We start from the raw sequence: 12,397 nt of genomic DNA on the forward strand, positions 1-12,397 counted from the left end.
TAAAAAAGGCCGACCGTAAGAACGGCCGACCTGATGTTATTCGGTTTCAAAGGGCGTACTATCCCTTGATAGGAACCTGCATTTCTTTGTCTTTCAAATGTTTGGCGAAAAAGCCCATCATCGCCCGATAGAGCTCAATGCGATTCTCTTCCTTACCAAAGCCATGGCCTTCATCATACTTCACCATGTAGGGAACGTCTTGACCCTTTTTTCGGAGGGCTTCAACGATTTGGTCCGATTCATTGATATTGACCCTTGGATCATTGGCACCTTGAACTACGAACAAGGGTTTGTTGACCTTATCGATCTGAAAAACAGGCGAAACTTCTTCCATGATCTTCTTTTCTTCAGGTATGGTCTCATCATACCAAATTTCCCGAACGATCTCTAAATAAGGTTTCCAATATTCCGGAAAAGAATCCATAAAGGTGAACAGGTTACTTACCCCAACGTAATCGACACCGCAGGCATAAAGATCCGGAGTCTTTGTCAAGCCCCTAAGAACGGCATACCCACCATGGCTTCCTCCATAAATGGCTGCCTTATCCTTGTCAACCCAACCTTGGTCCACTACATATTTTAGCCCATCTTCCACATCATCCATGGCTTTTCGGCCGATTTGTTTGAATCCGGATTCCAAAAATTCACGTCCGTATCCACCGGATATCCTGAAATTGACCTGAAGCGTGGCATAGCCCCTACTGGCAAACAATTGGGCCTCAGGGTTGAAGCCCCAAGAATCGCGGATCCCTTGAGGGCCGCCATGCGGGTTTACGATAACGGGGACCTTCTCACCGCTAAGCGCCGCTTTAGGCAAGGTGATGTACCCGTGGATGGTCAATCCATCCCTACTGGTAAATTTAATGGGGCGCATCTCGGCCATATCCTCCTCCTTGAGTTGGGGCATCAGATTGTACAAGAAAGTGAATTCATCCTTGTTGACATCATATGAATGGTACTCGCCATACAATTTATCACTCTGTAAAAAAACCAAAACTTTATCTTCCGCTTCGGTCACGTCGGCGACGGAATACTGTTTTCCAGGAAAAGTTGAGGTCACCCGTTCGTGGAATCTTTTATAGGTCTCACTGACCGGTACCACGACCTGTTTGTCGCCTTCATAGCTTACGTAATCCAGTTCATAACCCCGCTTTCTTGACAAGCCCATATCGGAAACGTCGAAATCGTCATTGGCGAACACCTCACCCAACATCTTGTTTTCCTTTAAATCATAGCGAATGATCTTCGCCTTGTCACTTTCCAAGTTGGAAACCACATAGGCATCGTGTTCGTATTCGGTGGCATAATCAAAATTTTGGACGCCGAAGGTGTCTTTCCAGTTCAGGCTTTTCAATACGGTAAAGCCTCCGTTACCATCTTCATAATAATACTCCTGATCGACACCGTTCTTGAGTTTGGCGTACCCTTTGAGCTTACCGTTTTTATCGAAATCATATCCGATGATCGGATTGGCTGGATCATCATTGGTAAATAGTTGTGTCAGCTCACCGGTGATCACGTTCACCTTGTATGGTTCGAAAACCTGAGGATTGTTTTTGTTCAAATTCACGATGATATGTTCCTTGTCTTCCCGCAACAGATTCGAGAACTGGGCCTGTACGCCATCGAAGGGCGTAAGGTCCTTTGCATTGGAACCATCCAGATCAACGGCGAAAACATGGTAGTTTTCATCACCCCCTTTATCCGATATATAAGCCAAGCGATCGTTGTTCAACCACGCGTAGCCGCGCACCAACTCCTCACCTTCTTCAATGGCCTTGGTAATTTCGCCCGTAGCGATATTCCTAACATAGATGTGCCGTTTCGCATTGTCATCCTTCTCACGATAGCTCATATATTTTCCATCCGGGGAAAACTGAAAGGAAGAGGCCTTGGGTCTGGCAAAATAATCTTCGACGGTATACCTATAATCCCCTTTGGCCAGTTCGCCCAGAAGATCAAGATCTTTATCCGAGCTTACCAAGGTCGGATTGCCGGGAATGGTCTTTTCGGTTTTTTCAAGAACCAGGGGCAATTCCATTCCTCCTTGATAAAACGTGCCATCGATTTTATCGGCATCCATGGTCCCGACATATTTGATGCCCGCTTGTTTGAAGACAATGGTTAATGTATTGTCAGCGAAGCTGGTTTCGTCCATCGGTATATCGGTGGCTCCTTGAGAAGGGCTGTCCATAGTCGCACTTAATGTACCTGCCTCTTCACTGATGTTGAAGAGCAAGGGCATTTCAGTGCCTTGTACCGAAAGGGATCCTTTCCAAGTTCCTGTAATTTCCTGGGCAAAAGCGCCAAGCCCTATTAAAAAGGCTACCAGGGTTACAAATGATCGTTTTTTGATTGTTTTCATGCTTTAGTGTTTTAATTACTATTTAAGTGTCTCGGTTCCTCCTGATTTGTTACGAAACCGATCCCTCAAAACTAGAAAATGCCCTTTGGGAAGCAAACTCAATTATGGGCGGCGGTAAATTGCCCTTGCTGAACGGAAGTTTGCTTGACCATGAGCGGAAATTACCGGTTCCCTTTTTCGGTCGCTATCTTAGCTGTTAAGGGTCACCAATTCTAGAGTGACCTCATACAAAGGCCGTTTGAGCATCTTAGATTTCAACCAGGCATAGAAGCTCATTACGAAAATATCTTCCTGTTCCCTGCCGACCCATTCGAACGAACGTTCGACCATGGCTTCGAATGCTTCGGTAGTCACCGAATCTGGGTCGGCATAATACTTCTTGACGAAATCCATGAATACCAAAACTCGGCCTTCACCGAACTCGTTCAAACGTGCACTGAAGTTGCGGGTAAACCGTTCAAGGCGATTCAAGACCAATTCCAACCGATCAAGTTCGATCAACAACAAAATTTCGATGATGTTCTTTTTCAAAACCCAGGCCCAGCCTTGTTTCTTTTCATACCAATCATCGGTTCGCGCGAAAGTCTTGAATAACTGGTAGGCCCCATCGTAGTCCCTTTTTTGAAAACGACACATCAACAGGGCAAGGTCGGTGTTCGGTGAGTTTCCTTTGATCAATTCCAATTCATGTTCCGCCTTTTCAATATCGCCCGAATACAAATGGTTCATCGCGGTCAAAGTCCGTACTTTTCTATCGAAAACAGTTCCGGTTTTGTTGGTTTGCTCCTGTGCTTCGTGCAATTCAGCGATTCGGGACAAGGATATTCCGAAACGTTTGTTCCTAAAATCGGTCAGCGCCATCAAATACAACATGTTCAAATAATAATAGCGGTATTTTCTGGGCACGGGTCCTTTAGAGCGCATTGCCATAAAGAGCGCGACCATGTCGTCCGAAACCAAATGGTAATCGTTCTGGAGTTTGGCCGCCGTTGCGGTTAAGACCATCAGTTGGTAAAGCGATTTATAGGTAAGGTCTTCAGATAGCTCCAAGGAAAACATCCGAAAAGCCCGACTGATGACCGGGCCGATTTCGGCCTGTCCTTTCGACTTCATTTCATCACGTATGATCGCGTAGGCTAAATTCAGGCTAATGTCCCTTTGGTGCAAGTCCCGGTTACGCTCATAGGCCGTAATGATATCTTTTAGGTTCCAACTGGGTATGAGATGGGCATATTGGATCTTGGTTTGGAATATCTCGTTCAAAATGGAATGGTCATCGATGAACTCGGCTTTCTTCTCTGCACGTAGCAGGGTTTGGGCAGCTACTTTATGGACCCCGTTTTCGAAAAGGATCCTACTGGCCAGCAATAATTTCAAAAGGTCCATTTCTTCCGATGATTCCCGGGCAAAGGCCTTACTGGCCAAAAAATCGATGAGGTTGTCTTTTACCCGTTTTCGTAACATATTATAGGGGATCTTCGATCCACCAGGGTACAGCCGTTCATCAAGGCCTTTGAGTTCGCCATTCGCCAAACAGCGCAATAATTCAAGGTTCTTGGTATCATGACGTCGGTTGCGCTGTTTGGTCAACGCCACGAATTCACGTTGTTCCTTGGGCGAAAGGACCTGAAAAAGCTGTGAAATTTCTTCCATTTTATCGTTATAAACATAATATGTAAAATACTTATTATTAAATATTTACATACTTTTTTATAATTTTTTTATCATTATAATTAGTCAAATAACGTCTTTTATCGCCCAAGGATTGCCCCCAACTTTGTCCCATTCAATTTTAAATTTTTGAATTATGGAACATGAAACCTTAACTAAGAAAGAAAGATTGATTGACAAAAAGCACGATCAATTCGATCTACGTCCGACCCCGGCATTTATCTCTGCCGCATGGACCGCCCTGTTTATCGGGATGATCTCCTACTGTGTCGGGCTATGGAACGCCAATATGTGGCTCAATGAAAAAGGGTATTATTTCACCTTGCTCCTCTTCGGACTGTTCTCAGTGGTCTCGGTCCAAAAAAGTGTGCGCGACCGCCAAGAAGGCCTGCCGGTCACCGAAGCCTATTATGGAATCAGCTGGTTCACCACCATTGCGGCCATATTGCTCTTGATCATCGGTCTATGGAATGCCGATATGGAACTCAGCGAAAAAGGGTTCTACGGCATGTCGTTTACCTTGAGCCTGTTCGCCGCCGTGGCCGTTCAGAAAAATACCCGTGATATTAAATTTTTGGAAGATAACGATCCCAAAGTGTAAGTAGGGTCGGGTCGGTCTCTTCGGGGGCCGGCCCTACCTATAAAAGTTCATTTCATCCATATAACGCCATACGGCATCGGGCAGCATGGGTCGGATGTCCTTTCCTTCCTTATGAGATCTTCGTATAAAGGTAGAGGACAACTCCATGATAGGTGCCGAAACGCGATGGATCCGAGGATGGTCTTTCAACACCTCGGGGAGCTCGCCCTCACTAATTCTCGGGTACACAAAGAGCTCATGGTTTTCAAGGATCACCTCATAATTCTTCCATTTCGGAAAGCTCTTCAGATTATCTTCCCCCATGATCAAAGCGAAGCGATACGTCGGATGCTTTTCACTGATATAGGCCAAGGTATGCACCGTGTAATTCGGTTGGGGCAACTTGAACTCTACCCGGCTGGCCTTTAGTTTCGGATATTCCTTAATCGCTTCAAAGACCATTTGATAGCGATGGTTGTTGTCTAGGAGCGTCTTCTTTACCTTGAACGGACTTTGGGGAGTGATTACGAACCAAACTTCATCAAGATCCGAGAATTCGGCCATGTGGTTCGCTATGACCAAATGCCCCACATGAATGGGATTGAAGGTGCCGAAATACAGTCCGATCCGCTTCATGCTCCTTCTTGGGTTCCATCGATGTTCACACCAACGAATTGCGCCACAAGGGCATGGGCATCGGCCAAGGCCACATCGAGATCGTAATTTTTGATGATGTGATCGAACTGCGGGGCGGTAGCCAACTCTACGGATGCCTTGGCGATCCGCATATTGATCTTATCGTCACTTTCAGTGCTCCTTTTTTTCAATCGGATCTTCAACTCATCCACACTAGGCGGTTTGACGAAAACGGCCAGGGTCTCTTTTGGAAATTTCTTTTTGATTCGCAATCCGCCAGCCACATCGATGTCAAAGATGACGTTCTTGCCTTCCTTCCACAAGCGCTCGACCTCACTTTGCAAAGTGCCGTAAAAGTTGTCGCGGTATACTTCTTCCCATTCTAGGAAATCGCCTTCCTTGATATGCTTTTTAAAAGCCGATATCGACATGAAATAATAGTGCTCCCCTTCTTTTTCTTTCCCGCGTCTAGGTCTGGAGGTCGCTGAGACCGAAAAGGCCAGATTGAGTTCGGGTTGTTGTAAAAGGTGCCTGACTATGGTGGTCTTGCCGCTGCCCGAAGGTGCTGAAAAGATGATCAGTTTTCCGCCTTGGCTCATAATACGTTCAGCATTTGTTCTTTGATCTTCTCCAATTCGTCTTTCATTTGTACCACGAGTTGTTGCATGGGAGCATAATTGGCTTTTGATCCTATGGTGTTGATCTCACGACCTATTTCTTGACTGATAAAGCCCAACTTCTTGCCATTTGAATCGTTCGACTCCAGGTTCTCCTTGAAATAGGACAAATGGTTCGCCAAGCGGACTTTCTCTTCGGTAATGTCGTATTTCTCCAAATAATAGATGAGCTCTTGTTCGAAGCGGTTCTTATCCACCTCGACCTGCAACTCGGCCACCGCTTTTTGCAGGCGTTCGCGGATGGTGTCAAGACGTTGCGGGTCCATTTCCTTGACCGATTCCAATAAGGCGTTGAGTGCCGCAAGGCGTTGTTGGAAGTCTTTCTCCAATACCTGCCCCTCTTCAGTCCTGAAATTGGCAATGGCTTTTAAGGCCATTTTCAAGGCACCCCGAATCTGCTCGTACTCTTCTGGATCGATATCCTCCTTGTCGGTCTTTAAGGTGTCGGGCATGCGCAGGGCCAATTCCAAAAGTTTGACCTCGTCACCTGTTGCGATTTGCCGTAAGGAGTCCATATATTTTGTTACCGCCCCTTGATTGATCTCTGCCGTGGTCACTTCACCGGTGATTTCAACAAATAGTGAAAAATCGACCTTACCACGCACCAAAACATCGGCGATCTCTTTACGCAAGGCCACTTCCTTTTCGCGATACCCTTGGGGGATCCGCGCATTGATATCAAGGTTTTTGCTGTTCAGCGATTTTAATTCTACCGTGATCTTTTTGGTAGGCAGTTGCACACTGTGCTTTCCGTAGCCGGTCATGGATTGGATCATAGTATGGTGCTAAAATTTTGGCAAAGGTAGGTAAAACCGAGCCTAGGTCAGGGGCCTAGTCGAGTTCACGCACCCAAATATTGCGGTAACTGACCCGACTGTTGTCCCGATGGTCTTGAAGTTTTATCGGGGCTTTACCGTGGGCGTCGTTCTTTGGCCATCCGATGTACTCCGTCGTTCCCAATAGCGTAATATGGTCTTGGATCAATACTCCGTTATGGAGTACCGTCAAGGTGCCCGGTTCCGTTTTTTGACCATCGCCATCGAAAATCGGGGCGTGAAAAATGATGTCATAGCTATTCCATTCGCCTGAAGGCACGGAAGCCATGGCCAAGGGGACATGCTGTTTGTAAACGGACCCCACTTGCCCGTTGACATAGGTCGGGTTATCATTGTTGTCCAATACCTGTACTTCATAGCGCCCTTGCAGGAATACCCCACTGTTCGCGCGGCTTTGGTTCGCTCCTTGAACTGCTGCAGGCGACCGCCACTCGAGATGTAACTGAACACTTCCGAAATTCCTTTTCGTTTGGATATCACCGGTCTTATCGGCCACGGTCATGCTTCCGTCACCATTCAACTTCCAGGCTACGGCGCTGCTGTCGACAGCACTTACCCATTCACTGAAATCGCTGCCATCGAACAAGACAATGGCATCACTGGGCACTCCTGAATCGCTTTGACCGACCTTGGGCGGCACGGGCTCGTACACTTCCGTTTCTTCAGGGGTGGTCGGTTCTTGCTTTTCTTGTAGTTCTACTGCTTCCGCTGTCTCGGCCACTTCGGCCTTGGGAGTTTGTTGGCAGGAAACCACCATCGCCACTCCCATCAAAAATAGTATCCGTTTCATCTACAAGGCTTTGATCTTTATGTTGCGATAAGCCACGATATCCCCGTGGTCTTGAAGCCCGATTTTTCCGGTACGGTAGGCACCGAACCCTTCCCAATCGGCGAATTTCGATTTGGCGACCATGGCATCCCACGCTTCCCCATGAACGGGGAACTCGACGATTTTGACCCCATTGAGCAACACCTGTCCTTGGTTATTCCTATGATCGACGGTCAGCTCAACGGTATTCCATTCGCCAGCGGGTTTGACCGCTTTTTCAGCTGGGGCGACCATATCATATAAGGCGCCTGCTTGGTGGGTGGTCCCGTTCTTGGCATCAGGATGGCGCTCATCGTCCAAGACCTGTATCTCCGGTCCGGTCTCATAAGGCTGCCCGAATTTCGCATCCTCAAAAACCCCCCAGAAAATTCCGCTATTGCCCCCTTCAGAAACCTTCCATTCCAAATGCAACACAAAGTCGGTGTATTCGGTGTCGGTTACGATATTATAGCTTTCCCCGTTCGGACGTTCGGCCGGTGGGTAAAACACCATGGCCCCATCTTCAATTTTCCATGGGTCGGTGAGGGCCCCGGCATTGTAAAAGTGCCAGCCATCAAATGAGGTGCCGTCAAAAAGGACCTTCCAATCGGTATCGCTTGTTGCTTCCATCGGTTCTGCTGTAGTTTCGACCTTGCTATTAGCGGCTTTTTTCTCTTTGCAGGAAAATGCCACAAGTACACAGACGATCAGTATCGTTTTTTTCATAATCCCAAAATTCGTTTTAATTGTGCCTTATCGATTTCGGCCCCGGCAAAATCATCAAAGGTCTTTTGCGTGGCTTCGATGATATGATCGGCAATGAACTTCGCCCCTTCACGAGCGCCTTGTTCCGGGCTTTTGATGACGCATTCCCATTCCATGACCGCCCAAACATCGCAACCGTATTGGGTCAACTTCGAAAAGATGGTCTTGAAATCGATTTGGCCATCTCCTAACGAACGATACCGCCCGGCCCTATCGGACCAATCGTTATATCCTCCGAAGGCCCCTTTTTTACCTGTGGGGTTGAATTCCGAATCCTTCACATGAAACGATTTGATGAATTCGTGGTAATGATCGATATAGGCAATGTAATCCAATTGCTGCAGCACAAAGTGACTGGGGTCGTAGAGGATGTTCACCCTTTTGTGGTTTCCTGTGGCCGCTAAAAAGCGTTCAAAAGTATCGCCGTCATGAAGGTCTTCACCAGGATGGATCTCATAACAGACATCGACCCCTTCTTCGTCAAAGTGGTTCAAAATCGGCATCCATCGGTTGGCCAGTTCTTCAAAACCCATTTCCACTAACCCCGGTGGGCGTTGTGGCCATGGGTGGGCGGTGTGCCAAAGCAAGGCCCCAGAAAAAGTAGCATGTGCCGAAATACCCAATCGACGGCTGGCTGTAGCGGCCTTTTTAACGGTCTCTACGGCCCATTCCGTTCGCTCTTTGGGTTTGCCCTTAAGATGATCCGGCGCAAAATTATCGAACATGATATCATAGGCCGGATGAACCGCGACCAATTGCCCTTGAAGGTGGGTCGACAGCTCGGTGATCTCGAGGCCGTAGCCATTGATTTTCCCTTTCAATTCATCACAGTAGTCCTGTGATTCGGCGGCTAGATCCAAATCGATCAAGAATTTTTCCCAAGTTGGTATCTGGATGCCCTTATACCCTAAATCGGCCGCCCATTTACATAGGCCATCAAGGGAGTTGAAAGGTGGTTTGCTATCTACGAACTGCGCCAAAAAAACCGCAGGTCCTTTTATTGTTTTCATTTATTCTGGTTTAGGTGGAATGAACTATTCGGGATTATCGATGATGATCTGCTATATTTAGAAAAAACAGTATGATTCGTTATTTTTGAAAGTACTAAAAATTGTATTACGAATCCCATTAGCTCAATAAATATTTGATGGAAAACGCATCGGCACGCAACCTCTGGGGAGATTTTTTAGACGCCAATTTGGAATTCGCCAACGAACCGGCCCCAGGCGTCGGATATTTCGGCGATAATGAAAAAGATGCCAACCAGCTCGCCGACTTAGTGGCCAAAGACATCAAGCGTGCGACGTCGCATTCGCTATTGGGCATGCAGAACCGCGAAGAAACCTTACCCAAGATCGGTGACTTTTTCGTCGTTACCGACTGGAAAGGCGATGCCAAATGCATCGTTCGCACGACTTCAGTGAAATTAGTACCCTATTTTGCCATACATGCCGAACATGCCCGTTTGGAGGGTGAAGGCGATAAAAGCCTGGCCCATTGGCAAAAAGTGCATTGGGAGTATTATACCCGCGAACTGGCCGCCTTTGGCCGTACCCCACTTGAAAGCATGATCGTGGTCTTCGAGCGCTTTGAATTGGTCTTTAAAAAATAATGGCCGCAAAAGCGGCCATTACGGTATTTGAGGCAAGTGGATGCGCTAATCCAAATCGATCCAGACCGAACCTTCCTTATGTGACCTTACCGTACTTTCGATAAAGTTCATTCCGCGAACGCCATCTTCCATGGTCGGGTATTCGCCATCATCATGGGCTTCACCACGAATGGCCTTGGCGGCTCCGAGGTAGATGTTCGCCATGGAATCAAAGATGCCCTCGGGATGTCCGGGGGGTAACTTCGTCCCGTCCAATGATAGTTTCGAATTATAAGGATGTCCGGGTTTATAAACTTGCAATGGGTTTCCTTCGGTATGGAAATAGAGATAGTTCGGGTTTTCCTGTTCCCAGACCAAGCCCCCTTTTTCACCATAGATACGAATGGCCAAGCCGTTTTCCTCACCGGTGGCTACCTGGCTGGCACGAACGACCCCTTTGACATGGTCTCCCATGCGCACAAGCACCGTTCCGTCAACATCCATGACATTGTCTTCGTATAAATAGTTGAAATCACATAAAAGCGACTTTACCTGAAGTCCAGTGGTATACTCCAAAAGGTTGAATGCGTGTACCCCGATATCGCCCATGCATGAACTGATGCCGGCCTTGGTCGGGTCTAACCGCCAAACCGAAGAACGTTTTTCCTTATCGTGAATGATCGGGTTGATCCAGCCTTGGTAGTACCGGGCATCGACTTTATGGATCTTGCCCAATTCCCCGTTTTTGATCATTTGACGCATTTGCCGCACCATCGGATACCCGGTATAGGTGTGGGTCAAGGCAAAAACCTTGCCCGATTTTCGATGTGCTTCCTGTAGCGTTTTCGCTTCGGCATAATCCATGGTCATCGGTTTTTCACAAATGACATGAAAACCATTGTCCAACAGTTTTTTGGCCATGGGGAAATGCAGGAAATTCGGGGTTTGTACCGAACATACCTGGATGCGCTGGTCTTCGGGTAATTTCAACTCTTCTTCGATCAAGGTGTCGAAATCGGCATAGATCCGATCCGTTGGAATATCGATTTCCTTGGCGAAGCCGATATTCTTTTCAAAATCGGGATTGAATACCGCCCCCACGATTTCATAGTTGTCGTTGATGAAGGAAGCGACCCGGTGCAACACCCCGATCAGGGAGTCACCACCGCCACCTAATATTCCTAATCTTATTTTCTTTGGCATTTCTTGGTTCTGTTATGAATTGGATAAAACAAATTACTGATTAATGGGCTTGAACAATCCGATGCTGCTCGATTTTCTTTCTCAAAACAAATAAAATCCCGAATAGTAGCACTAGTGCCAAGGGAAAATATACCATAAAGCCCAAAACCGCCTTACCTGCAGCAACGTCCGCAACTGGTCCTTGCAGCCCAGAAGCTAAGGCCGAAGCTTTTTCGTCATCCAATCTAGAACCTATGATCGGGTTCCAGATGGAAGTGGCGAACATTCCCGCACCTCCCATCAATGACATGCCCAAAGCCCCTGTTTTTGAGGTGTACTCTGAAGCAAAACCAATCATCGTGGGCCAGAAATAACAAACTCCGAAGGCAAATAATGCAGCGGCGACATAAATCATGCCCCCTTCGGCAACGCTCATAAAATAGATAGCCGTCGCGGTTATTATCGCTGACATCAAGAGAACGCCGATGGGATTCAAGCGATGAACCACCGGGCCTGCGAAAAACCTACCCAAAGCCATTATTCCGGTGACCAATGCCAGCACCAACATAGGGCTTGCCCCCGAACTTCCCAAAATGGTTTCGACCCATTGTTGTGGTATGAACTCCGAAGTCGCGGTAAGGGTCATACATATCATCATAAACCAAAACAATGGATTGGCCAGGGCCTTGATATTCGCCGAGGTATCGGATTCGATATTCTCGCTTTCAGGAAATTTCTGGGTGAAAGCCAAATAACCATAAATCAGGGTCGGTATGAACATGGTGCCGATTTGCAACTGCCAACCCATGCCCGCATCCGTCATGAATTTGGAAACCAATGCGCCGATGACCAAACCACCTGGGAACCAGACATGGAATTTATTCAACATCGCCGTACGGTTATCCGTATACATATCCGCGATCATGGGGTTGCAAGCCGCCTCTACGGAGCCATTCGCGAACCCAATGAAAAAAGTGGATATGATCAGGGTCCAAAAGCCGCCTGCGGCAATAGTGAGAATAAGGCCCAACATATGACAAACGAAAGCGATTATCAATATTTTCTTAGCTCCCAAAGTATTGTACAATAAACCCCCGATCAGCATGGCCACCGGAAAACCGAGGAATGCCATACTATTGATATAACCCAACTGTTCGTTGTTTATCTCAAAATCCATGCCTAATTGGGTCAATATCCCGGCACGTATGGCAAAAGTCATTGAAGTCACCACAAGCGAAATACAAGCCGCCCAAAAAAGTTTGTTCTTATTAATGTTGTCCATTCAA

The 12,397-nt window shown here is 47.1% G+C and carries 12 protein-coding genes; 2 read left to right on the plus strand and 10 right to left on the minus strand.

Features of this window, described 5'->3' with window-relative positions; all coding sequences use genetic code 11:
- Positions 1-58: 58 nt before the first annotated feature.
- Together ABV409_RS03295 and ABV409_RS03300 are read right to left on the minus strand one after the other, a co-directional pair.
- Positions 59-2,365 carry a S9 family peptidase gene (locus ABV409_RS03295; RefSeq protein WP_353876121.1) on the minus strand — a complete coding sequence of 769 codons (2,307 nt, stop codon included), beginning with the start codon at positions 2,363-2,365 and terminating at the stop codon, positions 59-61.
- A 189-nt stretch (positions 2,366-2,554) separates the two neighbouring features.
- A complete protein-coding gene (locus tag ABV409_RS03300; protein WP_353876122.1) occupies positions 2,555-4,018 on the minus strand; it encodes a hypothetical protein in 1,464 nt (487 codons plus the stop codon).
- 154 nt (positions 4,019-4,172) lie between these two features.
- On the opposite strand from ABV409_RS03300, the gene yiaA reads away from it, so the two are divergent.
- Positions 4,173-4,637 (plus strand): inner membrane protein YiaA, encoded by a 465-nt coding sequence (gene yiaA / locus ABV409_RS03305; protein ID WP_353876123.1) that lies wholly within the window; start codon positions 4,173-4,175, stop codon positions 4,635-4,637.
- Between the two features lie 33 nt (positions 4,638-4,670).
- Here the strand turns inward: yiaA and nadD are convergent, their stop codons facing one another.
- The 6 genes from nadD to ABV409_RS03335 are packed head-to-tail and all read right to left on the minus strand — an operon-like array spanning position 4,671 to position 9,348.
- On the minus strand, positions 4,671-5,252 hold the full coding sequence (gene nadD, locus ABV409_RS03310; protein ID WP_353876124.1) for a nicotinate (nicotinamide) nucleotide adenylyltransferase: 582 nt from the start codon (positions 5,250-5,252) through the stop codon (positions 4,671-4,673).
- On the minus strand, positions 5,249-5,851 hold the full coding sequence (gmk, locus tag ABV409_RS03315) for a guanylate kinase (protein ID WP_353876125.1): 603 nt from the start codon (positions 5,849-5,851) through the stop codon (positions 5,249-5,251). The genes nadD and gmk overlap by 4 nt, the downstream gene beginning before the upstream one ends.
- A complete protein-coding gene (locus tag ABV409_RS03320; protein WP_353876126.1) occupies positions 5,848-6,705 on the minus strand; it encodes a YicC/YloC family endoribonuclease in 858 nt (285 codons plus the stop codon). Before ABV409_RS03320 ends, gmk begins: the two co-directional genes overlap by 4 nt.
- Positions 6,706-6,760: 55 nt before the next feature.
- Positions 6,761-7,555 carry a 3-keto-disaccharide hydrolase gene (locus ABV409_RS03325; RefSeq protein WP_353876127.1) on the minus strand — a complete coding sequence of 265 codons (795 nt, stop codon included), beginning with the start codon at positions 7,553-7,555 and terminating at the stop codon, positions 6,761-6,763.
- On the minus strand, positions 7,556-8,299 hold the full coding sequence (locus ABV409_RS03330; RefSeq protein WP_353876128.1) for a 3-keto-disaccharide hydrolase: 744 nt from the start codon (positions 8,297-8,299) through the stop codon (positions 7,556-7,558). It lies immediately after the preceding gene.
- Positions 8,296-9,348: a sugar phosphate isomerase/epimerase family protein gene (locus ABV409_RS03335; protein WP_353876129.1), complete on the minus strand. Its 1,053-nt coding sequence runs from the start codon at positions 9,346-9,348 to the stop codon at positions 8,296-8,298. Before ABV409_RS03335 ends, ABV409_RS03330 begins: the two co-directional genes overlap by 4 nt.
- Positions 9,349-9,485: 137 nt before the next feature.
- Here ABV409_RS03335 and ABV409_RS03340 point away from each other — a divergent pair, with 137 nt between their 5' ends.
- On the plus strand, positions 9,486-9,950 hold the full coding sequence (locus ABV409_RS03340; protein WP_353876130.1) for an ASCH domain-containing protein: 465 nt from the start codon (positions 9,486-9,488) through the stop codon (positions 9,948-9,950).
- Between the two features lie 45 nt (positions 9,951-9,995).
- Here the strand turns inward: ABV409_RS03340 and ABV409_RS03345 are convergent, their stop codons facing one another.
- Together ABV409_RS03345 and ABV409_RS03350 are read right to left on the minus strand one after the other, a co-directional pair.
- Positions 9,996-11,132 (minus strand): Gfo/Idh/MocA family protein, encoded by a 1,137-nt coding sequence (locus ABV409_RS03345; RefSeq protein ID WP_353876131.1) that lies wholly within the window; start codon positions 11,130-11,132, stop codon positions 9,996-9,998.
- A gap of 40 nt (positions 11,133-11,172) precedes the next feature.
- The gene (locus tag ABV409_RS03350; RefSeq protein WP_353876132.1) at positions 11,173-12,393 is read right to left on the minus strand and encodes an MFS transporter; all 1,221 of its coding nucleotides are present in this window, start codon (positions 12,391-12,393) and stop codon (positions 11,173-11,175) included.
- Positions 12,394-12,397 lie beyond the last annotated feature (4 nt).

Origin of the sequence: Flagellimonas algarum, assembly GCF_040513375.1 — a bacterium.
GTDB classification, from domain to species: domain Bacteria; phylum Bacteroidota; class Bacteroidia; order Flavobacteriales; family Flavobacteriaceae; genus Flagellimonas_B; species Flagellimonas_B algarum.

Excerpts from the sequence above, each read along its gene's own strand:
- ABV409_RS03340 (WP_353876130.1), top strand. The coding sequence starts at position 9,486 with ATGGAAAACGCATCGGCACGCAACCTCTGGGGAGATTTTTTAGACGCC.
- ABV409_RS03345 (WP_353876131.1), bottom strand. The coding sequence starts at position 11,132 with ATGCCAAAGAAAATAAGATTAGGAATATTAGGTGGCGGTGGTGACTCC.
- ABV409_RS03300 (WP_353876122.1), bottom strand. The coding sequence starts at position 4,018 with ATGGAAGAAATTTCACAGCTTTTTCAGGTCCTTTCGCCCAAGGAACAA.
- ABV409_RS03295 (WP_353876121.1), bottom strand. The coding sequence starts at position 2,365 with ATGAAAACAATCAAAAAACGATCATTTGTAACCCTGGTAGCCTTTTTA.
- ABV409_RS03325 (WP_353876127.1), bottom strand. The coding sequence starts at position 7,555 with ATGAAACGGATACTATTTTTGATGGGAGTGGCGATGGTGGTTTCCTGC.
- ABV409_RS03330 (WP_353876128.1), bottom strand. The coding sequence starts at position 8,299 with ATGAAAAAAACGATACTGATCGTCTGTGTACTTGTGGCATTTTCCTGC.
- gmk (WP_353876125.1), bottom strand. The coding sequence starts at position 5,851 with ATGAGCCAAGGCGGAAAACTGATCATCTTTTCAGCACCTTCGGGCAGC.
- ABV409_RS03335 (WP_353876129.1), bottom strand. The coding sequence starts at position 9,348 with ATGAAAACAATAAAAGGACCTGCGGTTTTTTTGGCGCAGTTCGTAGAT.
- yiaA (WP_353876123.1), top strand. The coding sequence starts at position 4,173 with ATGGAACATGAAACCTTAACTAAGAAAGAAAGATTGATTGACAAAAAG.
- ABV409_RS03350 (WP_353876132.1), bottom strand. The coding sequence starts at position 12,393 with ATGGACAACATTAATAAGAACAAACTTTTTTGGGCGGCTTGTATTTCG.
- ABV409_RS03320 (WP_353876126.1), bottom strand. The coding sequence starts at position 6,705 with ATGATCCAATCCATGACCGGCTACGGAAAGCACAGTGTGCAACTGCCT.
- nadD (WP_353876124.1), bottom strand. The coding sequence starts at position 5,252 with ATGAAGCGGATCGGACTGTATTTCGGCACCTTCAATCCCATTCATGTG.